Below are 23,347 nucleotides of genomic sequence, written 5' to 3'. Positions count from 1 at the left end.
GTGCGCGCCACCGCACCGGGGCGCCGGTCGGCGGCGCGTGCCGTCCGCGGCCGGCTCAGGCCCGGGCGACGGGGACGCGACCCCGCGCACGCTCGGTGTCCGCCATGACGCGCAGCGGGACGCCGAGGCCGTAGGTCACGAAGTCGCCGTGGGGCGTGAGCCGCACCATCACGACGTCCCCGCGCTCGGCGTCCGGCTCGGTCAGCCCGCGCAGCAGGCGCCGGCGCACGTCGTCCGGGGCGTCGCCGACCGGCAGCACCTGAGCGGTCGCGGGGAAGGTGACGGTCGCGGGCGGGATCGGCGCGACCAGCGCGAGCAGCCCGCCACGGCGGACCGGGACCGTGACGGAGACCTCCGGCTGGTGCCGCAGGTGGGTCACCTTCCAGTCCCTCTGCGACGCGGCGAACCACAGGTCGTCGCCGTGCACGGCGGGGGTGACGCCGACGCTGCGGCCCTGCCCGTGCCTGTTGACCATCGCGACGACCATGAACGGCTGGCGGGCCAGCGCGCGCCACACCTGCTCGGTCGTCAGCGAAGGGCGGCCTGCCGCCGGCCGGTCCGTCTCGGGCTGCGGCATCGGGACTCCTCCACGGGTGCGGACGGCCCGGTGACCGTCGGGCGTGACGCTACCCCGGCCTCACCGGGTCACCGACCGGCGCACGGCCGCGCGCACGAGCGCCCGCGTCACGACGGGGTGCGCGAGCCGGACGGGGGCGAAGTAGGCGCGACCGCGCCAGCCGTGCAGCCGGACGGCCGTGACGACGCGCAGCAGGCGGCGCTGCGCGTCGACGCCCACGCCGACCCGGAAGTCCAGGTGGCGGTCGTCGAACGCGAGCAGCGCCTCCTCGCCCTGCACCTCACGCACCACGAACGTGTCGCGGGGCGCGGGTGGCACGCCGAGCGCCCGGACCGCGACCTGGCGCACGGCGAGCAGCGCGAGCACCCAGCGCGGGCCCCGCCGCACGTCGAAGACGGCTCGCGCCCACGCCACCGGGTCGGTGGCCGCACCGGGCGGCAACGGCACGACGAGGGCGTCGCAGTAGTCGGGGCGTGGCAGGTCCCGCAGCGCGAGCGACACGAAGGCGGGTGACGCACCGGGTGCGGGTGGCCGGGCAGGCGGGGCGGTGCCGGCGGGTGGTGTCATGACGGACCTCCGTACGGTGGCGTATGGACATCCGTACGGTAGCGTACGGACGTGCCCCGGTCACCCCGTCCCCCGCGTGTGACGCGCGACCAGTGGGTCGACGCGGCCTCGGAGGCCTTCCGCAGGGACGGCCTCGCAGGCGTGCGCGTCGAGGCCGTCGCACGCGCGCTCGGCGTCACGAAGGGCTCGTTCTACTGGCACTTCGACGACCGCAGCTCGCTGGTCGACGCGGTGGTCGAGCGCTGGGAGGCCGAGCAGACCGAGGAGGTCATCGCCCGCACCGCCGCCGACGGAGACCCGGTCGACCGCCTCGCGGCGCTGTTCACCGAGGTCGCCGCACGTGCCGCCCGCCGGGAGGGCGAGCGGCGGCTCTACCTCGAGGCCGCGGGCGAGGGCGTCCAGGAGGCGGTACGCCGGGTGACGGCGCGCCGCATCGAGCACGTCGCGGCACTGCTCGTCGAGGCGGGCGTCCCCGCGGACGTCGCGCAGCCTCGCGCCGTGATCTCGCTGGCGGCGGCCGTCGGCACCGACCAGCTCGCCGACGCCCTGCCTGCCTCGCAGCACCGCCGGTCGCTCGTCGCTGCCGCGCTCGAGATGGCGCTCGCTCCGCCGCGTCCGACCTGAGCGTACGACCGCCGGCCGCGCAGGCCCCGACGGCGAGGCGCCCGTCGCCGCCGACGAGTCGGGGATCGCCCGGTTGACGCCCGCGGGCGTCAGCGCGGAGCCACCTGGACCACGCACGCCGGTGAGGGCAGCTCCACCCGCGACACCTGCGCGCCGTGCGGGTCGTGCACGACGAGCGCGTGGGCGTCCTGCAGCGCGACGACCGTCCAGCCGTGCACGACCGCGAGGTGGCGCGGCGTCGGACCGCTCAGGGGCTGCGTCCGCGGAGCGCCGAGGGAGCCGTCGGCGTGCACGTCGAACACGCTGAGGACGTCCGGACCCCGCAGACCCAGCGCCCGCACCCCCAGGAGGAGCCGGTCGCCGTCGAGCAGGACGTGCGAGGGCGAGCGTCGCACGCCGTCGGCGGGCTGGCCCTCGGGCACCGCGGGGACGCGCTGCAGCACCGTGCCGGTGGCCGACGCCGCGTCCCAGAGCAGCACGTGGACGCTCGCGTCGAGCTCCCCGACGACGTACAGGTTCGCGCCGTCGGCCGCGAAGGCGACGTGCCGCGGGCCGGTGCCGGGTGCGAGCGTCGCGGCGACGCCGTCGGGCGTGAGCAGGCCGTCGACGCCGCGCGCGTAACGCCGCAGCTCGTCGGTGCCGAGGTCCGCGACGAGGACGTGCCGGCCGTCGGGCGTCAGCGCGACGAAGTGGGCGTGCGGCCCTTCCTGGCGATCGGTGTCCGGGCCGGTGCCGGCGTGGCCGAAGGTCTGCGCCGGCCTGCCGGAGGCGACGACGTCGGGGGCGAACGCGCCGTCGGTCGTCAGGGGCACGACGCCCAGGACGCCGTCGACGTAGTTGGCGACGTAGAGCGTGTCGTCGACGACGAGCAGGTGGCAGGGCGCCACGCCGCCGGACGTGACGGTGGCGTGCGCGGTCAGGCCGCCGTCGTCGTCGACCTCGAAGGCCGTCACCGACCCGGGGTCGCTCTCCCCCACGGCGTACAACCACCGGCCGCCCGGGTGCGTCGCGACGAACGTCGGCGCCGGGGTCTCGACGACCAGCCGCGGCTCGCCCAGGGCGCCGGTCGTCTCGTCGAGGCCGACGCGCCACACCCCCTCGCCCAGCCCGGCCGCGGTGCCGATGCCGGCGTGCGGAAAGGTGCCGATCCACAGGTCTGTCGCAGCGCTCACGCCAGGACACTACGCAACGACCCCCCACCCCGTCCCGACCACCCCTACCCCGACCCGCCGAACACGTACTTCGGCGGCTCATGGCCTCGCAGAAGCCGCCGAAGTGCGGTCTCGGCGACGGGACGTCAGGAGGTGGCCGCGAACCAGGGGGTCGGGTCGGAGACGACCGTGCGCAGGACCGCGAGCGCGCCGCCCGTCATCGCCGGGTAGTCCCCTGCGGCCGAGCGGCGGACGCTCGGGGCGGACCAGTCGGCGAAGATCACACGGTCGGCCAGCGCCTCGCGGACGACGTCCTGCACCTCGTCGAAGACGAGCCCGAACGTCCCGCCGAGCACGACCTCGCTGACGTCCACCACGTTGGCGACGGTCGCGACGGCCAGCCCGAGCCACCGTGCCGCACCCCGCACGGCGTCCCGAGCGCGGGGGTCACCGGCAGCCAGGGCCGCGACGACGTCCGCGAACGGCGCACCGGGTGCCAGCCCGGCCGCCTGGGCGATGGCGTCCTGGCCCGCGCGCTGCTCGAGCGACACGGGGCGTGTGCCGTCCGGGCCGCCGTCGACGACGACGTGCCCGATCTCGCCGCTCCAGCCGTGGCGACCGAGGAAGATCTCGCCGTCGAGCACGAGCGCGCCACCCACGCCCACCTCGCCCGACACGTACAGGAACGAGGGTGCGACCCGTCCGCGGCGCGCATGGGCCTCGGCGCGCGCGGCGAGGTTCGCCTCGTTGGCGACGCGCGGTGGCAGGTCCGCCAGGACGGGGTGCGCCGCGAGCCGGCCGACGACGTCGACGTCGCGCCACCCGAGGTTCGGCGCGTAGCGCAACGGCCCGGTGATGCGGTCGACGAGGCCGGGCACCGCGAGCGCGGTGCCGGCGACGCGCACACCGTCGGCTGCGAGCGACGCCAGGACCGGTGCGGCGAGGTTCGCGAGCCGGTCGAGCACGGCGTCGGGCTCGCTGCCGCGCAGGTCCGCACGCTCGACCGTCTCGACGAGCACACCCCCCGCGAGGTCGACGGCCCGCAGCCCGAGGTAGTCGACGTTGACCTCCATGCCGACGCCGGCGACACGACCGGGCGTGGGCTCCAGCGGCACGGCGGGCCGCCCGGCGCGCGCGACGACGACCGGGTCCAGCTCGCGGACCATGCCGGACTCGATGAGCAGGTCGACCAACCCGGTGACCGTGCCGCGCGCGAGTCCCGTCGACGCGGCGATCTGCGCCCGGGAGGGTGGCGACTGGGCGTCGACGACCTGCGCGAGCGTCACGGACAGGTTGTGGGCGCGCATCTGCGCCTGCCGTGCCGCGCGTCCGCGGTCGGGCACGCGTTCGGCAGCCCGACCCTCGCGTGTCCGCGGGTTGTCGGCGAGAGTGGTGGTACCCCGGGGCGCCGCGAACACGACGGCCTGCGCGGCAGCGCTCGATCCGTCGTCCGTGCTCGGCATGGCTTGACCCTACCGACTCCCGGGGATAAATTCATCCCGAGAACAAAACCCGGTCGCTCGACTGACGCGCGCCCGGTCCCCCTCGACGCGGAGGCCTCCATGGTTCGCAAGCCCACCCCTGAAGACAGGTTCTCCTTCGGTCTCTGGACCGTCGGATGGAACGCTCAGGACCCGTTCGGTGCCGCCACCCGCCCGTGGCTCGACCCGGTCGAGTCCGTGCACAAGCTCGCCGAGCTCGGCGCCTCGCACGTGACCTTCCACGACGACGACGTCGTCCCGTTCGGCTCCTCGGACGCCGAGCGCGAGAAGATCCTCGACCGCTTCCGCGGCGCGCTGGCCGAGACCGGCATCACGGTCGAGATGGTCACGACCAACACGTTCACGCACCCCATCTTCAAGGACGGCGCGTTCACGTCGAACGACCGTCGCGTGCGCCGCTACGCGCTGCGCAAGATCCTGCGCAACGTCGACCTGGCGGCCTCGCTCGACGCCGACACGTTCGTCATGTGGGGCGGCCGCGAGGGCGCCGAGTACGACTCCGCCAAGGACCTGTACGCCGCGCACCAGGCGTACGCCGACGGCATCGACACCGTCGCGGCGTACATCAAGGAGAAGGGCTACGGCCTGCGCATCGCGATCGAGCCCAAGCCCAACGAGCCCCGCGGCGACATCCTGCTCCCGACGATCGGGCACGCGCTCGGCCTCATCGCCAAGCTCGAGCACGGCGACATCGTCGGCCTCAACCCGGAGACGGGCCACGAGCAGATGGCCGGCCTGAACTACACGACCGGTCTCGCGCAGGCGCTGTGGGCGGACAAGCTGTTCCACATCGACCTCAACGGCCAGCGCGGCATCAAGTACGACCAGGACCTGGTCTTCGGCCACGGCGACCTGTTCTCCGCGTTCGCGACGGTCGACCTCGTCGAGAACGGCTTCCCCAGCGGCGGCCCCAAGTACACCGGCCCGGTGCACTTCGACTACAAGCCCTCGCGCACCGAGGACTTCGACGGCGTGTGGGCCTCGGCCGCCGCCAACATGTCGACCTACATCCTCCTCAAGGAGCGGGCGCAGGCGTTCCGCGCCGACCCCGAGGTCCAGGAGGCCATGGAGGCCGCCGGCGTCTTCGAGCTCGCCAAGCCCACGCTGAACGAGGGCGAGTCGCTCGAGGACTTCCTCGCGGACCGCTCCGCGTTCGAGGACTTCGACGTCGAGGGTGTCGCCAAGCGCGGCTACGGCTTCGTCCGCCTCAACCAGCTCGCGGTCGAGCACGCCATGGGCGCGCGCGGCTGATCGACGCACCACCCGACGCCCGGGGAGCCTCGCGCTCCCCGGGCGTCGTCCGTCCCCGGCACCCGACGTCCGAGCGGGCCGCAGGACGCCACCCCTCGGACACCCCACGCCCGGCAGACCCGGGCATCTGGCGCAAGGGAGCACATGCGATGACGCTCGTGGCAGGTGTGGACTCGTCCACGCAGTCGTGCAAGGTGGTCGTGCGGGACGCGCAGACCGGTGCGCTGGTCCGGCAGGGCCGCGCGAAGCACCCGGAGGGCACCGAGGTGCACCCGCACCACTGGTGGGACGCGCTGCAGACGGCCATCGCGGACGCGGGCGGTCTCGACGACGTCGAGGCGATCAGCGTCGGCGGGCAGCAGCACGGCATGGTCGTGCTCGACGCGGACGGCGAGGTCATCCGCGAGGCGCTGCTGTGGAACGACACGCGCTCTGCCCAGGCCGCGCGCGACCTGATCTCCGAGCTCGGTGACGGTGACGCCGCAGCCGGCGCGCAGGCGTGGGCCGACGCGATCGGGTCCGTGCCCGTCGCCTCGCTCACCGTGACCAAGCTGCGGTGGCTGCGCGACAACGAGCCGGAGAACGCCGCACGTGTCGCCGCAGTCGCACTCCCCCACGACTGGCTGACGTGGAAGCTCGCCGGCGGCATGGCCGAGGTCGGGTTCGACGGGCTCGTGACCGACCGGTCCGACGCGTCGGGCACCGGGTACTGGTCGCCGTTCAGCGAGGACTACCGCACCGACCTGCTCGAGCGCGCGCTCGGGAGCGTGCCGCGCCTGCCGCGCGTGCTCGCGGCCAACGAGGCCGGCCCCGTCGCGCCCGCGTTCGCGAAGAAGCCGGTCCTGGGCCCGGGCGCCGGCGACAACGCCGCTGCGGCCCTGGCGCTCGGCCTGCTGCCGGGTGACGTCGCGGTGTCGCTCGGCACCTCGGGCGTGGTCTCGGCCATCGCGTCCTCGCCGATCGCGGACGGCACCGGCCTCGTCACCGGCTTCGCCGACGCGACCGGCTCCTACCTGCCGCTCGCGGTCACGCTCAACGCGTCACGCGTGCTGGACGCGGCCTGCCGGATGCTCGGCGTCGACCACCCGGGGCTCTCGCAGCTCGCGCTGTCGGCCCCCGCAGGTGCCGACGGGCTCGTGCACATCCCCTACCTCGAGGGCGAGCGCACCCCCAACAAGCCGCACTCCACCGGTGCCCTGCACGGCATGCGCCTGGCCAACACGACGCCTGCGCACGTCGCGCGCGCCGCGGTCGAGGGCATGCTGTGCTCGCTCGCCGACGGCATCGACGCGATGCGCGCCGTGGGCGTGCCCGTCGAGCGCGTGTTCCTCATCGGTGGTGGCGCCCAGTCGCAGGCCGTGCGCCAGATCATCCCGTCGATCATGGGGGTCGACGTGCAGGTGCCGACGCCCGGCGAGTACGTCGCCGACGGCGCCGCGCGCCAGGCGGCCTGGGTGCTCTCGGGTGCGGACACGCCCCCGGCGTGGTCGGCGTCCACGGGCGCCGAGGTCATGACCGGCGAGCCGACGCCCGTCGTGCGCGAGCAGTACGCGGCGGCCCGCGACCTCACGGTCGACCGCCCGGCCTGACACGGGACTGGATCGCCCTCTCACCACGAGAGGGCGATTCAGCCCACCCCGGCCTGAGACTGGATCGCACTCTCACCACCAGGGGCAGCACCCCAGGGTCGTGAGAGAGCAATCCAGTACCCACCCCAGGTGGTGACAGAGCAATCCAGTCACGACGCCGGGTCGTGCGAGCGCGATCCAGCCGAACCCCCGCCCCGAGCGCGACTGGATTGCTCTCTCACGGGCGGGGGTGGGACGACGAAAGGGTCGGCACCGTGGTGCCGACCCTTTCGTGTGCGTCACGCCTGTCCGGCGTGACGTATGACGTGTCGCTCAGTGAGCGTCGTCGTACGCCTTCTTGACCTCCGCCGAGATGCGACCCCGCTCGGAGACCTGGAACCCGTTGGCCTTGGCCCACTCGCGGATCTCCTGCGCCTCGTTCGAGCGCGCGGAGCGCGGCGACGAGGACGTGGAGCGTGCCGAGCGACCGGAGGACCGGCCGCTCACCTTGCGTGCGCTGCCGACCCACTGCGCGAGGGCGTCACGCAGCTTGGCTGCGTTGTCCGCCGTGAGGTCGATCTCGTACGTCACGCCGTCGAGCCCGAACGTCACGGTCTCGTCCGCGGACCCGCCGTCGATGTCGTCGACGAGCAGGACCTGCACCTTCTGTGCCATGGAATGCTCCCGGGCATGGGGAAATTGCTGACACGCACACTGTCGCACCGCGTGTTTGTTCGCGTCAAACGGAGCGAAGAATTCTCAGGGTTCCGTGACGTCCGCCCGAGCCTGCTCCGCGTCCATGCGCGCGAGCGCCTGCCGTTCCGACCGGTCGGCGTTGATGATCGCCCGCATGCCGAACCAGAAGATGAGCCCCACGCCGACGGACGGCAGCAACGCCGCCAGAACTGCGCCCCAACCGTTCACGAATCCTCCATCAATGACACGTCAGACCTGCGGCTTCACGAGCGGGAAGACGATCGTGTCACGGATACCGTGACCGGTCATCGCGATGAGCAGGCGGTCGATTCCCATGCCCATGCCCCCCGACGGCGGCATCGCGTGCTCCATGGCGGTGAGGAAGTCCTCGTCGATGCGCATCGCCTCGTCGTCCCCCTTGGCGGCCAGCAGCGCCTGCGCTTCGAAGCGCTCGCGCTGCACGACCGGGTCGACGAGCTCGGAGTACGCGGTGGCGAGCTCCATGCCGCGGACGTACAGGTCCCACTTCTCGACCAGGCCGCGCTCCGTGCGGTGGTCGCGGGTCAGCGGCGACGTCTCCACCGGGAAGTCGCGCACGAACGTCGGCGCCCACAGCGTCGAGCCCACGTGGTGCTCCCACAGCTCCTCGACCATCTTGCCGTGGTTGCGCTGCGAGGGCGCCAGCTCGATCTCCGCGGCGGCCAGCAGGCGCAGGAGGTGCTCGTCGGACGTGTCGTGCGTGATCTCCTCGCCCAGCGCCTCGGAGAGCGAGCCGTACATCGTGAGCGAGGTCCACTCACCGCCCAGGTCGTACTCGGTGCCGTCGGCGAGCGTGACCACCGTCGTGCCGAGAGCGTCCAGCGCAGCGGTTTGCACGAGGTCCTGCGTGAGCGCCGCCATCGTGTCGTAGTCGCCGTAGGCCTCGTACGCCTCGAGCATCGCGAACTCCGGGGAATGCGTCGAGTCGACGCCCTCGTTGCGGAAGTTGCGGTTGATCTCGAAGACCTTCTCGACACCGCCGACGGCCGCGCGCTTGAGGAACAGCTCGGGGGCGATCCGCAGGAACAGCTCCATGTCGAAGGCGTTCATGTGCGTCTCGAACTGCCGCGCGGCCGCACCCTCCGGACGGACCTGAAGCATCGGGGTCTCGAGCTCGAGGAATCCACGCCGGTAGAAGTTCTCCCGCAGCGACCGGACGACCGCGGACCGCAGCCGCACCATCTCGCGCGCTCCCGGTCGCACGATCAGGTCGACATAACGCTGCCGGACGCGGGCCTCCTCGGACATCTCCGTGCCCTCGTACAAGTTCGGCAACGGCCGGATGGCCTTGGCCGCCATACGCCATTCATCAGCCATGACGCTCAGCTCGCCGCGGCGCGACGCGATGACGCGACCGTGCACGAAGACGTGGTCACCGAGGTCGACGTCCGCCTTGAACGCGGCCAGCGCGTCGGCACCGACCTCCTTCTCGCTGAGCATCGCCTGCAGCCGCGTGCCCGCGCCGTCCTGCAGCGTCGCGAACGCGAGCCTGCCCGTGTTCCGCAGGAACACCACGCGCCCGGCGACACCCACGACGTCGTCGGTCTCGGTGCCGGGCTCGAGGTCGGGGTACGTCTCGCGCACCTGCGCGATGGTGTGCGTGCGCGGCACCGACACCGGGTACGCCTCGACGCCCTCCTCGAGCAACCGCTCGCGCTTGGCCTTGCGGACCCGGATCTGCTCGGGGACGTCGTCAGCGGCGGGCTGGGCGACGTCAGGGTCCTGCACGGTTGCGGCGGGCTCGGTCGGTGCGGTCACCCCGTGATTCTACGGGCGCGGGGCAGGCTCCCGGGCGGGCACCGGAACGGCGGAGCGCTCGTCGGCAGAGACGTCGGCGGGGACGTCGGCGGGCGCCATCACGGATCGCGGGTCGAGGTCCAGCGCGACGTCGAGGATGGGTGACGAGTGCGTGAGCGCGCCCACGGACAGGTAGTCGACCCCCGTCAGCGCCACCTCGCGCGCCCGGTCCAGCGTGAGGTTGCCCGTGGCCTCCAGCTCGACGTGACCGGCGCTCCCCTCGCGTGCCCGGACGAGCGCCACCGTCGCCGTGAGCGTCGCGGTGGCCATGTTGTCGAGGAGCAGGAAGTCCGCCCCCGCGTCGAGCGCCTCGTCGGCCTGCTCGGGCCGGTCGACCTCCACCTGGATCGCGACGTCCGGGAACCGCTCGCGCACGGCGCGCACGGCCCCGGCCACCGACCCCGCGGCCACCACGTGGTTGTCCTTGACCATCGCGACGTCGAACAGGCCCATGCGCTTGTTGGTGCCCCCGCCGCACCGCACCGCGTACTTCTCGAGCGCGCGCAGGCCCGGCGTGGTCTTGCGGGTGTCGAGGACGCGCGCGCCGGTGCCGCTGAGGGCCTGCGTCCAGCGGTGGGTGTGCGTCGCGACGCCTGACGCCCGCGAGACGAGGTTGAGCAGCGTGCGCTCGGCGACGAGGAGCACGTGGGTCGGCCCGTCGAGTGTCGCGAGGACGGCACCCGCCTCGACGACGGCCCCGTCGTGCGCGTGCCACGTCACCGTGGCGCGCGGCAGGTCGAGCCGGTCGGCGACCTGGTCGAGCACCTCGGGGACGACCACGAGCCCGGCGATCGCACCGGCCTCGCGCGCCACCACGTCGGCGCGTCCGCGGGCGCGGGCGTCGACGGTGGCCTGGGTCGTGACGTCACGCCCCGGAGCAGGGCCGAGGTCCTCGTCGAGGGCCACCGCGACGAGGCGGGCGATCGCCAGCGGCTCGGGGCCGAGGTCGCCCGGAAGGACGGGGGCCCCCGGCTGCCGGTCGGTGGGGACGTCGTCCGCGCGCTGCAGCTCATCGGTCACGGGCACACGGTAGCCGGGCCGCAGCGACCGCCGCGGCCGGGCACGACAGAGCCCCGCCGGCTGCCAGGGGGGTGCAGCCCGCGGGGCTCTGCGTGGGCCGGGTGAGACGACGTGTCACCCCGGCCCACGGCTGCGATCAGTCCTGCCGCGGCGCGTCCCGCACCCCCGCCAGGGTCGTGCCGCGGCGGTCGGCCACGAGAGCCGTGACCGCTCCGACCTCGAGAGTTTCGAGCACCGTGCGGTGCCGGATCTGACCCATGGACGACGCTCCTTTGCGCACGAAAGTCTCATCGCTCGGTCACCGTATGCGGCGAGCTGCACAGACGCCAGAGGCCCGCGTGACACACGCTCGGATGGGGGCCGATTCGAGACCGACACCTTTCGACGCTAGGCCGTTCGGGTGAACGTGGCGGGCATGACGGGGCCCCGCCGGCTGTCAGGGGGGAACAGCCGGCGGGGCCCGGGGAGGGTCGCCGGTGAGGTGGTGGCCTCACCGGCGACGGGGGCGAGGGATCACCGCCAGACGACCACCGGGACCGCGATCAGGCTGGTCGTCGTGCCTGCGGCGTTGGACAGCTCCACGGTGTACTTGTAGACGCCCTTGGCACGACCCTCGAACCGCGTCCCGGCGTGCTGCGCGTTGCGGCCGTTCGGGGCCAGCGTCTGGGTGTCGACGAGCACACCGTTCTCGTAGAGCTTGTACGTGTCGGCGTTGGTGCCCCACCACATGTGCATGGACACCGTGTAGCTGCCGTTGCCGTCCCAGTTGTCGTGCACGACCACCGGGATCCCGGGGGCCGCCGCCACGACCCGCACGTCCAGCGGCCGGCTCGTGGTCGAGCCGTGCTGGTTGGTCGCCACGACCTCGTACGTGTACGAGCCGTTCACCTTGCCCGTGACCTCGAAGGTCGCGATCTGGGCACCCGGCGTCGCGTCGACGACCCGCTGCGTGGCGATCTGCGTGCCGTTCTCCAGGAGGGTCAGGGTGTGGGCGTTCTGCCCCCACCACACGGACGACTTGATCGTGAACGACCCGTCACCGTCCCAGTTGTCGTGCGACAGCAGAGGCTTGGCGGGTACGCCGGTCGCGGGACCGGGCTCGGGCTCCGCGGACACCAGCTGCACGACGCCCCAGCGGGCGTTCGACTGGTAGCCCGCACCGGTCGGGTCGGCCCAGTTGGTGATGCCCAGGCGTGCACCGCCCGAGGCGTCGTTGACCTGGTAGTCGACACCGTGGAACGTGTTGGTCCCGCCCTCGCCGAGCAGGTCGACGGCGAGCTCGACGAGGTAGCCCTCGTCGGTGCGCGACGTCGCGGTCTGCACGCGAGCCTGCTGCGCGGCCTCGTCCCCGGTCCCGAACGTCACCACGTTCTCCGCGGACACGCGGATCTGCATGTCCTGGGGCCGGTACGTGCCGTTCTTGTAGTTGCCGGCGTCGACGTAGACCTCGATCGAGTCCTGGATCCACGGGTCGGAGCCGGTCACGTCGATGTCGTCGTCGGCGACCTCGGCGAGGATGTAGAGCGTGTCGTCCGCCCACATCGTCCGGACCTCGGCGACCGCCGTGTCCGTGCCCGACACCTGCTTGGCGGTCGTGACGGCCTCCGCGTCGGCCCAGACGTCGTCGACGTCGCCGTCGACCTCCGGTGCCGTCGCGGCCTGCGGGGCCTCGAGGTAGGACAGCGCCTCGACGAAGGTCAGCGTGCCGGTCGCTCCGGCGTTCGCCCACCCCGTGACGTCCTCGCCGTCGACGACCCGCAGGTCGAACGACACGATGCTCCCGACCGCCGCGGCGTCGAGCGGCACGTGCACGACGGCCCGCCAGCCGCCGGTCCGGTCGGCGTCGACGCCTTCGACGTCACCCGACCCGTCGCGGGCGTAGGTGTACGTGGTGTCGCCCACCTGCACCTCGAGGGTGTCGGCGTCCCCGTCGACGTCCGCGAGCACCGTGAGGGTGTCCGCCGTCCAGCGGAGCTGGAACGCGCCCACCTCGCCGATGTCGTGCAGCCGCAGCTGCTGCCACTCGACCGCGGACGTGGCGTCCTCGTCGAGTGCGACCTGACCACCGAAGACAGTGGCCGTGCGGACACGGTCCGGCAGGTCCTGGTCGGCCGCGCCGTAGTACGCCGGCTTGGCCTGCAGGTTGTCGTCGAACAGCAGCGGTGCGCCGTTGTCGTTGACCCAGCTGCGGCCGTCGTTCAGGCCCCACACGGTCACCGAGAACATCGAGTCGGCGTGCGACCGGAAGATGTCGAACGCGTCGCGGTAGAAGTAGCCCTGGTCGATGAGCTTGGCGTCGGTGACCGGCAGGCCGGTGGCGACGTCGAGCTCGGTCACGGCCTGGACGACGTCCAGCGCCTCGAACCGCTCGATCGCGGCCTCGAGCGCCGAGACCGGCAGCGACAGGCTGACGTGGAACTGGTGGCCCACGCCGTCGACCGGCACCCCGCGGGTGAGCAGCCGCTCCACCAGCGCGAAGTAGCGGTCCTGCTTGCCGGACTGCTCGGTGTTGTAGTCGTTGATGAACAGCGCCACCGGACGGTCGGTGCCCGGCGCCGCGTACTCCTCGTTGAACGCCTCGTCGGCGTACTGGAAGGCGAGGTCGATGAAGTCCTCGCCGAGGATGCGGAACCACTCGGAGCGTCGCAGCCCGTCGGGGTTCTCACCGCCGTCGGACACGACCTCGTTGACGACGTCCCACGCGACGAGCGGGTTGGTGTCCGACCCGAACGCGCCGTAGGTGCCGGCCAGGTTCCCGGCGATGTCGAAGATGTGCGTGCGCAGACGCTCACGCAGCACCGTCCGGCCCGCGTCGTCGGCAGCCAGGGGCTCACCCGCCTCGTCCTGGAAGAACCACGCGGGCGTCTGGCTGTGCCACACGAGCACGTGCCCGTAGACCCTCGTGTCCGTCGCGGCGGCGAAGTCCATCAGCGCCGTCGCCTCGGGGTGGACCCGGAAGCCGCCCTCGGCGTCGTACCAGGCCTCGGGCTTCATGTGGTTCTCAGCGGAGATCTGGTTGAAGTGCCGCTGCGTGAGGGTGCCCGGGTCGCCCTGGGTCTCGCGGCTGTCGATCGCGACGCCCATGGGGAACGGCACGGTGTCCTTGAGGGGGGTGATGTCCTGGATCGCGACCGGCGCCGGCGTGCGGAACACGATGTCGTCGACGAGGAACGTCGACGTGTTGCCCGGGTTGCCGCTGTCCCACGCCGTCTCGAAGTAGACCTCGGCGGCCGTCTCGTACGCCGGGATCGAGAACTTGCCCGCGACCCGGGTCCACTCCTCCGTGACCCCCGTGATCGACACGAGGTTCCCGTAGTTGCTGGTCCCGCCGCTCTCGGTGCGGGCGCTGAGCGTCATGTCACCCGGGGTGCCGGCGAACCGGACCCACGCCTCGAACTCGTACGTGGTGCCCGCGGCGAGCAGGCCCGTGACGTCGTACTGCAGGCCCTGCCCCTGGTGGACACGGTCGGAGACCTGTGCGGCGTGCGCCGAGTCGTGGCCGCCCTCGACGACCCCGACCGTCGCGGCACCGTCCTCGGTGGCGCGCGGCGCCCAGCCCTGCAGGGTGCCGTCCTCGAAGTCGAAGGACAGCTCGACACCGGTGCCGTCCACGCCGCCCTGGGGCAGCGTGAAGGTCCAGCCGTCGGCGAGGCGCTCGGTCACGACCGTCTTCGTCGCCGCGACCGACGCGGCACGGTCTCCCCCGCCGTCGTGCACGAGCACGATGCGGCCCGGCTGCATGGCGGTGCGCAGGTTGGCCGTCAGCTCGGCCTCGTCCTGGGTGGCCCAGTCGTTGATCGTGTTGGACACCGCGAGCGGCTGCATGCCGAGCGCGACGGCCACGGGGATCGTCTGGCCCCACGAGCCGTTGGGCGCGCGGAAGTACGGGACCTTGGCCTCGGGGTCGCCGAGTGCCGTCCGGATGATCTCCAGGTTCGCCTTGAGGTCGGCCTCGACCTGCGCCTTGGTGTAGCCGCCCATGTCCGCCCACCCGCTCGAGTGGTTGCACAGGGTGTGCCCCTCGGACACGATCCGGCGCAGCAGGTCCGCGCCACCCGGCGCGGTGACCTGGGAGCCGATGACGCAGAACGTCGCCGGCAGGTCGTTCTCCGCGAGGAAGTCGAGCAGCTCGGTGGTGTCGGCGCCGTTGGGGCCGTCGTCGAAGGTCAGCGCGGCCACGTCGCCGGTGCCGCGTGCGGCGCCGACGGGCGTGCTGGTGGGGTTCACGGCACCGCCGGGGACGAAGCCCTCGAGGTCCGGCACCCAGTCGTCGGTGACGGCGCGGCCGGTGACGACCACGTCGTCGACGAGGAAGCTCGTCGTCGCGCCGGCCGCCTCGAGGTAGAGGTCACCGCCCGTGACGGCGTCGCCACGGGTGTAGGTGCCGGTCAGCTCCACCCACTCCTGGTCGGTGACGGCGACCGCGGGCGCGGCCTGCGTGTAGGCCTCGGGGACCTCGGCGACCGTCGCCTTGACGGTCGTCGCCTCCTCGCCCGGCGCGAGCTTCACCCAGGCGGAGATGTCGTACGTGGCGCCCGCGGCGAACAGCGAGGCGATCGGTGTCGCCGCGCCGTGCCAGTCGGACGTGCGGCCGGACACGAGCATGCTCGCCTCGCCGCCGTGCGCGTCGTCGGTCGTGCGCGCGACCGTGGCGGCGCCGCGGCCGACCCACGGCGCGACGTCCGCCTCGAAGTCGCTGGCCAGGACGACCTCGACCTCGCCGCCGGAGCCCTCGCGCGTGATCTCGATGTCGTCGACGAGGTAGGTGTAGGGCGTGCCTGCCACGGTGCCGGAGAGGTCACCGGTGCCCAGGTAGACGGAGCGCGTCACGTCCTCGGTGGGCGTGTACGTGCCGGTGACCGTCGTCCACGCGTCGTCGCTGATCGTGGTGTCGCCGACCCAGGTGTAGTCCGTGGCGACGACGAAGCGGATGCCTGCCGTGCCCTCGGTGCCCTCGGGGAGCTTCGCGCGCATCGTGAAGGAGTAGGAGACGCCGGCCTCGTACGCGACCTCGGGCGACGAGATGCCGTCGTAGTCGGTCGTGCGGTCGGCGACCTCGAGCGCCTTGCCGCCGTCGGCGTCGACGAACCCGAGGACGGGCTCGCCGCTGCGTGTCCAGTCGCCGGTGGTCTCGTCGTCGAAGTCCACGCCGAGGACCACCTGCGTCTCGGCGGCACCTGCCGTGGAGCCGATCGCCACGAGCGGCGCAGCCACGAGCGCGGCTGCCGCCGCGCCGATACCGATAGTTTCGAGCACCTTGCGGTGCCGGGTCCGACCCATTGACGCTCCCTTGCGCACGGAAAGTCCGATATCGGGACCACCGTACGCACAATGTTGGTCATCCGACCAGCCCGAGAGCCTCCAGGTACACAGATGGATGCAGGATCGAGATCGAAAGTTTCAGCAGGTCACCCCTTCGGGTGTCGTCCAGGCGCGACGAAGCCCCACCGGCAGGAGGGGAACCTACCGGTGGGGCTCCGTGGAGGGCGTCTCGGGATCGGGGCCCCGGGACGCCCCGGGTCAGCGGCCCAGCGTGCGACGCACCTCGGTGACGAGGTGCCCACGACGCCGGACGACGACCAGGACCGTCCCGGTGAGCAGGACCAGCAGGCCCAGCAGACCCAGGCCCAGGCCCGCACCCGTCGTGGCGAGACTGCCGCCCCGGCCCGGGGGCGTCCCCGTGGTGCCGGGCGCTGCGGCCGCCGCGGAGACGGTCAGCGCGCCCTCCGCCAGGACCTCGCCGCCGACCGCCGCGACGATCCGGTAGACCCCCGCGGGGGTGGTCGCCGGGATCGTCACCGTCAGTGACGCCGCACCGTTGCCGGCCACCACGACCGAGCCGAGGAGCGTCGCGCCCGCCGGCGCCACGGCCGCCGCCCCGACACCACCCGCGCCACCCGACGCGTTCGCGCCGTTGCCCATCGCGAGGACGACCTCGTCACCGGGCGTGAAGCCCTCCAGGTCGACCGTGACGGTCCCACCGGCCCTGACGGACGCCAGCGAGAGGCTCAGCTCCGGCGTGGCGTCCTCGTCCGGCGGCGTCAGCGCCGAGACGAGCTGTGCCACACCCCAGCGCTGCGGCGACTGGAAGCCCAGCCCCGTCGGGTCGGCCCACGTGCGCACCGAGGTGCGCGCGCCGGCCACGGCGTCGTTGACCTGGAAGTCCAGGCCGTGGAGCGTGCCCAGCCCGATGTACTGGTCGAGCATGTCGACGGCCGCCTCGACGCGGTAGCCCGTGGCCGTCTGCGCGACCTGCGACTCGACCCGCGCCCGGTGGAAGCCCTCGTCGCCCTGGCCGATCGTGACCTTGTTGGTCGCGTCGATCCGCAGGTGGAGGTCGTCGTACCGGAACGTCTGGTTCTTGAAGTTCCCGGCGTCGAGGAAGATCTCGAGCGAGTCCTTCTCGTGCGGCGCGACCGCCGAGGTGTCCGGGGTCTCGTCGACCACGTCCGCGAGGACGTAGAGCTTCGAGCCCGTCCACATCGTCCGGACCGTGGCGGTCGCCCCGGCCGTACCGCTCACCTGGGTGCGGGTCGAGACCGTCGCGGCCGACCCCCACACGTCGTCCACGGCGCCGTCGATCGTCGGCGCGGACGCCGCCTTCACGACCTCGACCGTCGACAGCGCCTCGACGAGCGACAGCTCGCCCAGGTGACCGGGGGCGTTCCAGCCGACGACGTCGACCCCGTCGAGCACCCGCAGGTCGAAGTCGAGCGTGTCGCCCTGTGCGGCCGTCACCGGCACGTGGACCACGACGCCCCAGCCGCCCGTGCCCTCGGCCACGACACCGTCGAGGTCGCCCGAGCCATCACGCGAGATGCGGTACGTCTCCTCGCCGACCTGCAGCTCGAGGATGTCCCACCGGTCGGCCACCTCGGCGTACACCGAGAGGTGGTCGGTGGCCCAGCGGGCCTGGAACGCAGCCTCGCCGTCGACGTCCAGCAGCGGGAGCTGCTGCCACGCGACGTCGTCGAACGCTGCGTCGTCGAGAGCCACGTCACCGGCGAACACGTTGGCGCTGCGCAGCCGCGCCGGCAGGTCCCCACCGAGGATGCCGTAGTACGCCGGCTTGGCCTGCATGCCCTCGTCGAACGGCAGCGGACCACCGTTGGAGTTGCGCCACGACCGCGTGTCGTACAGACCCCACACGGTGATCGAGAACATCTGCTCCTCGTACCGGTCGAACACCTCGAACGCGTCGCGGTAGTAGTAGCCCTGCTCGATGAACAGCGCCTCCGTCGCGGGCGTGCCCGTGGTGACGTCGAACTCCGTGACCGCCTGCAGCAGCCCCAGGCCCGAGAACCGCTCCAGCGCGGCCTCGAGGAACGACACCGGCAGCGAGAGCGATACGTGGAACTGGTGGCCCACGCCGTCGATCGGGACCTCACGCTCGATGAGGTCCGTGATCAGCCGGTAGTAGCGGTCCTGCTTGCTCTTCAGCTCGCTGTTGTAGTCGTTGATGAACAGCGAGATCCGGTCCGCGCCCGGCTCGAGGTACACCCCGTTGACGTACTCGTCGGCGTACTCGAAGGCACGGTCGACGAACTCCTCACCGAGGTACTTGTACCAGTCGCTGCGGCGCATGCCGTCGTCCGTGTCGTTGTCGGAGATCACCTCGTTGACGACGTCCCAGCCGACGACCGGGTTGGTCGGCGAGCCGAACGCGCCGTACTCGTCGTTGATCCACTTCGCGACGTTCTTGATGTGGGTCTCCATGCGCCCCCGGACGAGCTCGGCGCTCGCGTCGTTCACCGGCAGCGGGTTGCCCGCGTCGTCCTGGAAGAACCAGGCCGGCGTCTGCGCGTGCCACACGAGCACGTGCCCGTAGACCCGCAGGTCGTTGGCAACGGCGAAGTCCATGACCGCCTTGGTGTCCGCGCTCGGCGCGAACGTGCGGCCCTCGTACCAGTTCTCCGGCTTCATCGAGTTCTCGGCCGTGATCTGCTCGAAGTGCTTGGTGAGCAGCTGCGCGGCCGACCGGTACGTCTCGCGACCGTCGATCGCGACACCGAGCGGCACGCCCACCGACTCGAACAGCGGCGCCAGGTCGTCCTGGATCACCGGGTCGGGGCGCATCTGGAACGTGATGTCGTCGACGAGGAACGTCGACGTGTTGCCCGGGTCGTTGTTCGCCCACTTGGTCTCGAAGTAGACCTCCGCGGCGTTCGTGTACGACGGCATCGTGAACTGGCCCGACACCTGCACCCAGTCGTTCGACATCCCCGTCAGGGTCACGAGGTTCGGGTACGACGACGTGCCGGCGTTGACGTGGGCGCTCAGCGTGACGTCACCCGGGGTGCCCTCGAACTTGATCCAGGCCGAGAAGTCGTACGTCGCACCGACCTCGAAGATGCCGGCCACGTTGTGCTGCAGACCCTGGCCCTGGTGGATGCGGTCCGAGACGCGCGCCGCGTACTGCGAGTCGCGGCCCGGCGAGACGACCGTCACCGTGGGCGGACCGCTGCCGTTGTCGCGTCCGGTCCACCCCTGCAGGGTGTTGTCCTCGAAGTCCGCGTCGATGCTGCTCGACGGGACGTACGAGCCGTCCGCGCCACCCGTGGGCAGCGTGAACACCCAGCCGTCGGCGAGCTTCTCGGTGACGACCGTCCTCGTCGCAGCGACGGACGCGGCACGGTTGCCACCGCCGTCGTGCACGAGGACGATCTCGCCGTTCTTCATGGCTGCGCGCAGGTTCGCGGTCAGCGTCGCCTCGTCCAAGGGCTCCCAGTCGGAGATCGTGTTGACGACGCCGAGCGGCTGCATGCCGAGCGCGACGGCGACGGCCGCCGTCTGGCCCCAGCTGCCGTTGGGTGCACGGAAGTACGGGACCGGGGCGTTCGGGTCACCCAGCGCGTTGCGGATGATCGTGAGGTTCGCCTTGAGGTCGGTCTCGACCTGCGCCTTGGTCATGCCGCCCATGTCCGCGTACGTCGTCCCGTGGTTGCACAGCGCGTGCCCCTCGGACACGATCCGCTGCAGCATCGCGGCGCCACCGGACGCCGTGACGTTCTGGCCGATGACGCAGAAGGTCGCGACCAGGTCGTTCGCCGCCAGGAAGTCGAGCAGCGCGGCCGTGTCGGCACCGTTGGGGCCGTCGTCGAACGTCAGCGCCGCGGTGTTCGTGGCGCCCTCGGCCGAGCGGGCCGTGGTGACGGGCGTGGCGGTCGGGCGGACCGCACCGCCGGGCACGAAGCCGTCGAGGTCCGGGACCCAGCCGTCACCGGGGGTGGAGCCGACGGGCGGACCGACGATGGTCACGTCGTCGACGAGGAAGCTCGTCGTGACGCCGGCGGCCTCGAAGTACAGGTCACCACCGGTGACGCCCCCGGCGCGGGTGTACGAGCCGGTGAGGAGCACCCAGGCCGCGTCCGTGACGGTGACGGACGGTGCCGCCTCCACGTAGGAGGTGTCGGTCACGGGTGTCTCGGCGACCGTCATCTTCATGGTCGTCGCCGTCTCGCCCGGGGCCAGCCTGACCCACGCCGAGACGGTGTAGGTGCCGCCGGGGGCGAAGATCGGGTTGATCGGCGTCTGCGCGCCGTGCCAGTTGGCGAGGCGACCCGCGACGAGCATCGCGCCCGTGCCGGTGCGCGCGCTCGTGTCGCGCGTGAGGGTGGCGTTGCGGGGCACCCAGGGCGTCAGGTCGGACTCGAAGTCCGAGCTCAGGACCGTGACCGGGGCGGCGGGCACGGCCGGGGTCGTGCCGTCCGCGCCACGCGTGACCAGGATGTCGTCGACGAGGTACGTGTACCGCACGTCGGGCACGAGGGCGTCGGTCCCGAGGAACATGTCGATGCTCTCGTCGGCCGTCGGCGTGTGCGTCACGCTGACCGTGGTCCAGTCGTCGGCGTCGATCGTGCCCTGGGTGTTCCCGAGCCACGAGTCGGGCCCGACGAACCGGAAGCCGACGGAGCCCGCCGTGCCGGGCGCGAGGCGTGCCCGCGCGGAGATGGTGTACGCGACGCCCGCCTCGAGCGACATCGCGGGAGACCGGATGCCGTCCCAGTTGTTCACACGGTCCGCGACGCTCAGGTACCGGCCGACCGACACCTCGGTGAGGGTCGGGCCACCGTTCTGCGTCCAGCCGTCACGGTCGGCCGTCTGGAAGTCGACGGACGTCAGGACGACCGGCGGCGCACCGTCGACGCCTGCCCGCGTGATCGACAGGTCGTCGACCTCGTACGCATACGGTCCGGCGAGGTTGTCCGTGCCGAGGTTGACCTGACCCGTCCACGCGGTGGCGAAGGTGTTGTCGACCGTGATCGTCGTCCAACCGTTCGCCGTGATCGGGACCTGGGTGTTCCCCATCCACGTGTTGCCGACGAACCGGAAGCCGACAGAGCCGACGGTCCCCGCCGCGAGACGCGCGCGGGCCGAGAAGGTGTAGGTCGCGCCGGCCTCGTACGTCATCTCCGGGGCCCGGATCCCGTCCCAGTCGTTGGCCCGGTCCGAGATCCGCAGGGCCTTCTCGTGCTCGACGGAGAGCGCGGGGTCGCCGTTCCGCGTCCACGGGGACCAGGTGCCGTCCTCGAAGTCGAGGGACAGCACCGGCACCGGCCCGGCGGCTGTCGCGGACGTCAACGTCGTCCCGACCATCGGCGCTGCGACCAGGGCCACGACAGCGGCCGTCACACCGATACTTTCGTACACCTTTCGGCGTCTCTTGACGTGCATCGTCGCTCCCTTGCGCAGCACAGCACCCCGCACGTACGGGGCCGGACCCCCGAACCTACGGAGCCGTGCGGCAAAGCGGCAGACCTGGTCACCCGTTCAGAAGCGCGGGAGTCGTCCGATGTCTTGAGAAAGTTTCGGCCCATGGGAACGTGGCCATCGGACTATCCGACCGGGTGCGGCCCGATCTCGACCGTTCCGTCCGATCCGGAGTTCACTCCGACGCGCACGCGCCATTCCTCCTTGGTGAGCGGGAAGTCGCTCCGCGCGTGCCCCCCGCGCGACTCCTCGCGCGCCAGCGCCGCCAGCGCGAGGACCGTGGCCACCTGGTGCACGTTGGTCGTCTCCCACTCCGCGAGCTGCGGCTCCCCCAGCCGCCGGCCATCGTCGCGACGCTCGTGCGCGTCCGTCGGGATCGCCGCGAGCGTCGCCAGCGACCGCCGCAGTCCGTCGGCGGAGCGCAGCACGCCGGGTCCGTCCGTCGCGGCCCGCTGCACCCGCGCACGCGACGCCGCGGGGACCAGCGCCTCGGGTCCGGGCCGCGGGCTGGGGTCCACGCGCGGCAGGAAGCCGCCCTCGAGTCGGGCCGCGACGTCGCGCGCCGCGCGGTGGGCGAAGACCAGCCCCTCGAGCAGCGAGTTCGACGCCAGGCGGTTGGCGCCGTGCACGCCCGTGCACGCGACCTCCCCCACCGCGTACAGGCCCGTCAGGGAGGAGCGTCCGTCGAGGTCCGTCACCACACCACCGGAGTGGTAGTGCTGCGCGGGCGCCACCGGCACGAGGTCGGTGGCCGGGTCGATGCCGTGCTCCGCCAGGCGCTCGTGGATCGTCGGGAACCGCCGCGCGAAGAAGTCGGCGCCCAGGTGCCGCGCGTCCAGCCACACGTGGTCGGAGCCGGTGGCCGCCGTGCGCCGCACGATCGCGTGCGCCACGACGTCCCGCGGCGCCAGCTCGGCCAGCGGGTGCACGTCCGGCATGAACCGCACGCCGTCGGTGTCGAGCAGCAGCGCGCCCTCGCCGCGCACCGCCTCGCTCACGAGCGTCAGCTGACCCTTCACCCCCGTGCCCAGCCACAGCACCGTCGGGTGGAACTGCACGAACTCGAGGTCACCCAGCAGCGCGCCCGCCCGCAGCGCCGCGGCGATGCCGTCCCCCGTGGCCTGCGCCGGGTTCGTGGACGACCGGTACACCTGGCCGATCCCCCCGGTCGCGAGCACCACCACCGGGGCGAGCGCCGCGCCGACGCCGTCGCGGGACCCCTCCCCGATGACGTGCAGGGTCACCCCGGCCACGGCACCGGGCGCGCCGTCCGCACCCGGTGCGCCCGTCAGGACGTCCAGCACGAGCGCGTGCTCGACGACCTCGATGCCCGGGTCGTCCCGCACCGCCTCGATCTGCGCGACGAGCGCACGGGAGATCTCCGCACCCGTCGCGTCACCGCCCGCGTGCGCGATGCGGTCCGTCAGGTGCCCGCCCTCACGCGTCAGGCTGATCTCGCCGTCCGCGGTCGTGTCGAACACCGCACCGCGTGCCACCAGCTGGCGGACCCGGCGCGGGCCCTCGGTGACCAGGGTCTCCACCGCCCGGGGATCGCACAGCCCACCGCCTGCGGCGAGCGTGTCCTGCAGGTGCGCCGCCGGGGAGTCCGCGGGGTCGAGCGCGGCCGCGATGCCGCCCTGCGCCCACACCGTCGACCCCGAGGACAGCACGCCCTTGGTGACCAGGAGCACACGGCCCACACGCGTGCGCAGCTCGAGTGCGGCCGTCAGCCCGGCGATCCCCGAGCCGACGACGACCGCGTCGGCGTGCACGGTCCACCCCGGCTCCGGGGCCGCGAGACAGGTGGCGAGGCGGACGGACGGCAGGTCGGGCGTCACGAGCACG

Annotated in this window: 14 protein-coding genes; 3 read left to right on the top strand and 11 right to left on the bottom strand. The window is 72.5% G+C overall.

What is annotated here, in order from left to right; genetic code table 11:
• Positions 1-55 precede the first annotated feature (55 nt).
• A complete protein-coding gene (locus tag NP048_RS03520; RefSeq protein ID WP_227578104.1) occupies positions 56-577 on the bottom strand; it encodes a pyridoxamine 5'-phosphate oxidase family protein in 522 nt (173 codons plus the stop codon).
• Positions 578-637: 60 nt separating this feature from the next.
• Positions 638-1,144 (bottom strand): DUF2867 domain-containing protein, encoded by a 507-nt coding sequence (locus tag NP048_RS03515; RefSeq protein ID WP_227578103.1) that lies wholly within the window; start codon positions 1,142-1,144, stop codon positions 638-640.
• 51 nt (positions 1,145-1,195) lie between these two features.
• On the opposite strand from NP048_RS03515, the gene NP048_RS03510 reads away from it, so the two are divergent.
• Positions 1,196-1,768, top strand: a complete 573-nt coding sequence (locus tag NP048_RS03510; RefSeq protein ID WP_227578102.1) for a TetR/AcrR family transcriptional regulator — start codon at positions 1,196-1,198, stop codon at positions 1,766-1,768.
• Positions 1,769-1,857: 89 nt separating this feature from the next.
• Here the strand turns inward: NP048_RS03510 and NP048_RS03505 are convergent, their stop codons facing one another.
• Together NP048_RS03505 and NP048_RS03500 are read right to left on the bottom strand one after the other, a co-directional pair.
• Positions 1,858-2,940, bottom strand: a complete 1,083-nt coding sequence (locus tag NP048_RS03505; protein ID WP_227578101.1) for a lactonase family protein — start codon at positions 2,938-2,940, stop codon at positions 1,858-1,860.
• A 125-nt stretch (positions 2,941-3,065) separates the two neighbouring features.
• Positions 3,066-4,382 (bottom strand): ROK family protein, encoded by a 1,317-nt coding sequence (locus NP048_RS03500; protein WP_227578100.1) that lies wholly within the window; start codon positions 4,380-4,382, stop codon positions 3,066-3,068.
• 99 nt (positions 4,383-4,481) lie between these two features.
• On the opposite strand from NP048_RS03500, the gene xylA reads away from it, so the two are divergent.
• Both xylA and xylB read left to right on the top strand, forming a co-directional pair.
• Positions 4,482-5,672, top strand: coding sequence for a xylose isomerase (xylA, locus tag NP048_RS03495; RefSeq protein ID WP_227578099.1), 1,191 nt, complete (start codon positions 4,482-4,484; stop codon positions 5,670-5,672).
• Positions 5,673-5,821: 149 nt separating this feature from the next.
• Complete coding sequence (xylB, locus tag NP048_RS03490) at positions 5,822-7,261, top strand: xylulokinase (protein ID WP_227578098.1); 1,440 nt, start codon at positions 5,822-5,824, stop codon at positions 7,259-7,261.
• Positions 7,262-7,573: 312 nt separating this feature from the next.
• Here the strand turns inward: xylB and NP048_RS03485 are convergent, their stop codons facing one another.
• The 7 genes from NP048_RS03485 to NP048_RS03455 form a co-directional block, all read right to left on the bottom strand.
• On the bottom strand, positions 7,574-7,915 hold the full coding sequence (locus NP048_RS03485) for a histone-like nucleoid-structuring protein Lsr2 (protein ID WP_227578097.1): 342 nt from the start codon (positions 7,913-7,915) through the stop codon (positions 7,574-7,576).
• Positions 7,916-7,999: 84 nt separating this feature from the next.
• Positions 8,000-8,164, bottom strand: coding sequence for a hypothetical protein (locus tag NP048_RS03480; protein WP_227578096.1), 165 nt, complete (start codon positions 8,162-8,164; stop codon positions 8,000-8,002).
• A 21-nt stretch (positions 8,165-8,185) separates the two neighbouring features.
• Positions 8,186-9,703: a lysine--tRNA ligase gene (gene lysS, locus NP048_RS03475; RefSeq protein WP_227578256.1), complete on the bottom strand. Its 1,518-nt coding sequence runs from the start codon at positions 9,701-9,703 to the stop codon at positions 8,186-8,188.
• A gap of 39 nt (positions 9,704-9,742) precedes the next feature.
• On the bottom strand, positions 9,743-10,702 hold the full coding sequence (gene nadC, locus NP048_RS03470; RefSeq protein ID WP_255620344.1) for a carboxylating nicotinate-nucleotide diphosphorylase: 960 nt from the start codon (positions 10,700-10,702) through the stop codon (positions 9,743-9,745).
• Between the two features lie 603 nt (positions 10,703-11,305).
• Positions 11,306-16,072, bottom strand: a complete 4,767-nt coding sequence (locus tag NP048_RS03465) for an endo-1,4-beta-xylanase (protein ID WP_227578094.1) — start codon at positions 16,070-16,072, stop codon at positions 11,306-11,308.
• Positions 16,073-16,312: 240 nt separating this feature from the next.
• Positions 16,313-21,466 (bottom strand): endo-1,4-beta-xylanase, encoded by a 5,154-nt coding sequence (locus NP048_RS03460; protein ID WP_256769440.1) that lies wholly within the window; start codon positions 21,464-21,466, stop codon positions 16,313-16,315.
• A gap of 161 nt (positions 21,467-21,627) precedes the next feature.
• Positions 21,628-23,346: an L-aspartate oxidase gene (locus tag NP048_RS03455; protein WP_227578092.1), complete on the bottom strand. Its 1,719-nt coding sequence runs from the start codon at positions 23,344-23,346 to the stop codon at positions 21,628-21,630.
• Between the last annotated feature and the right edge of the window lies 1 nt (position 23,347).

It is taken from the genome of Cellulomonas xiejunii, from assembly GCF_024508315.1.
GTDB classification, from domain to species: domain Bacteria; phylum Actinomycetota; class Actinomycetes; order Actinomycetales; family Cellulomonadaceae; genus Cellulomonas; species Cellulomonas xiejunii.
This window is presented reverse-complemented; position numbering and strand designations above follow the sequence as displayed.

Excerpts from the sequence above, each read along its gene's own strand:
- NP048_RS03520 (WP_227578104.1), bottom strand. The coding sequence starts at position 577 with ATGCCGCAGCCCGAGACGGACCGGCCGGCGGCAGGCCGCCCTTCGCTG.
- NP048_RS03515 (WP_227578103.1), bottom strand. The coding sequence starts at position 1,144 with ATGACACCACCCGCCGGCACCGCCCCGCCTGCCCGGCCACCCGCACCC.
- NP048_RS03500 (WP_227578100.1), bottom strand. The coding sequence starts at position 4,382 with ATGCCGAGCACGGACGACGGATCGAGCGCTGCCGCGCAGGCCGTCGTG.
- xylA (WP_227578099.1), top strand. The coding sequence starts at position 4,482 with ATGGTTCGCAAGCCCACCCCTGAAGACAGGTTCTCCTTCGGTCTCTGG.
- xylB (WP_227578098.1), top strand. The coding sequence starts at position 5,822 with ATGACGCTCGTGGCAGGTGTGGACTCGTCCACGCAGTCGTGCAAGGTG.
- NP048_RS03485 (WP_227578097.1), bottom strand. The coding sequence starts at position 7,915 with ATGGCACAGAAGGTGCAGGTCCTGCTCGTCGACGACATCGACGGCGGG.
- NP048_RS03465 (WP_227578094.1), bottom strand. The coding sequence starts at position 16,072 with ATGGGTCGGACCCGGCACCGCAAGGTGCTCGAAACTATCGGTATCGGC.
- NP048_RS03460 (WP_256769440.1), bottom strand. The coding sequence starts at position 21,466 with ATGCACGTCAAGAGACGCCGAAAGGTGTACGAAAGTATCGGTGTGACG.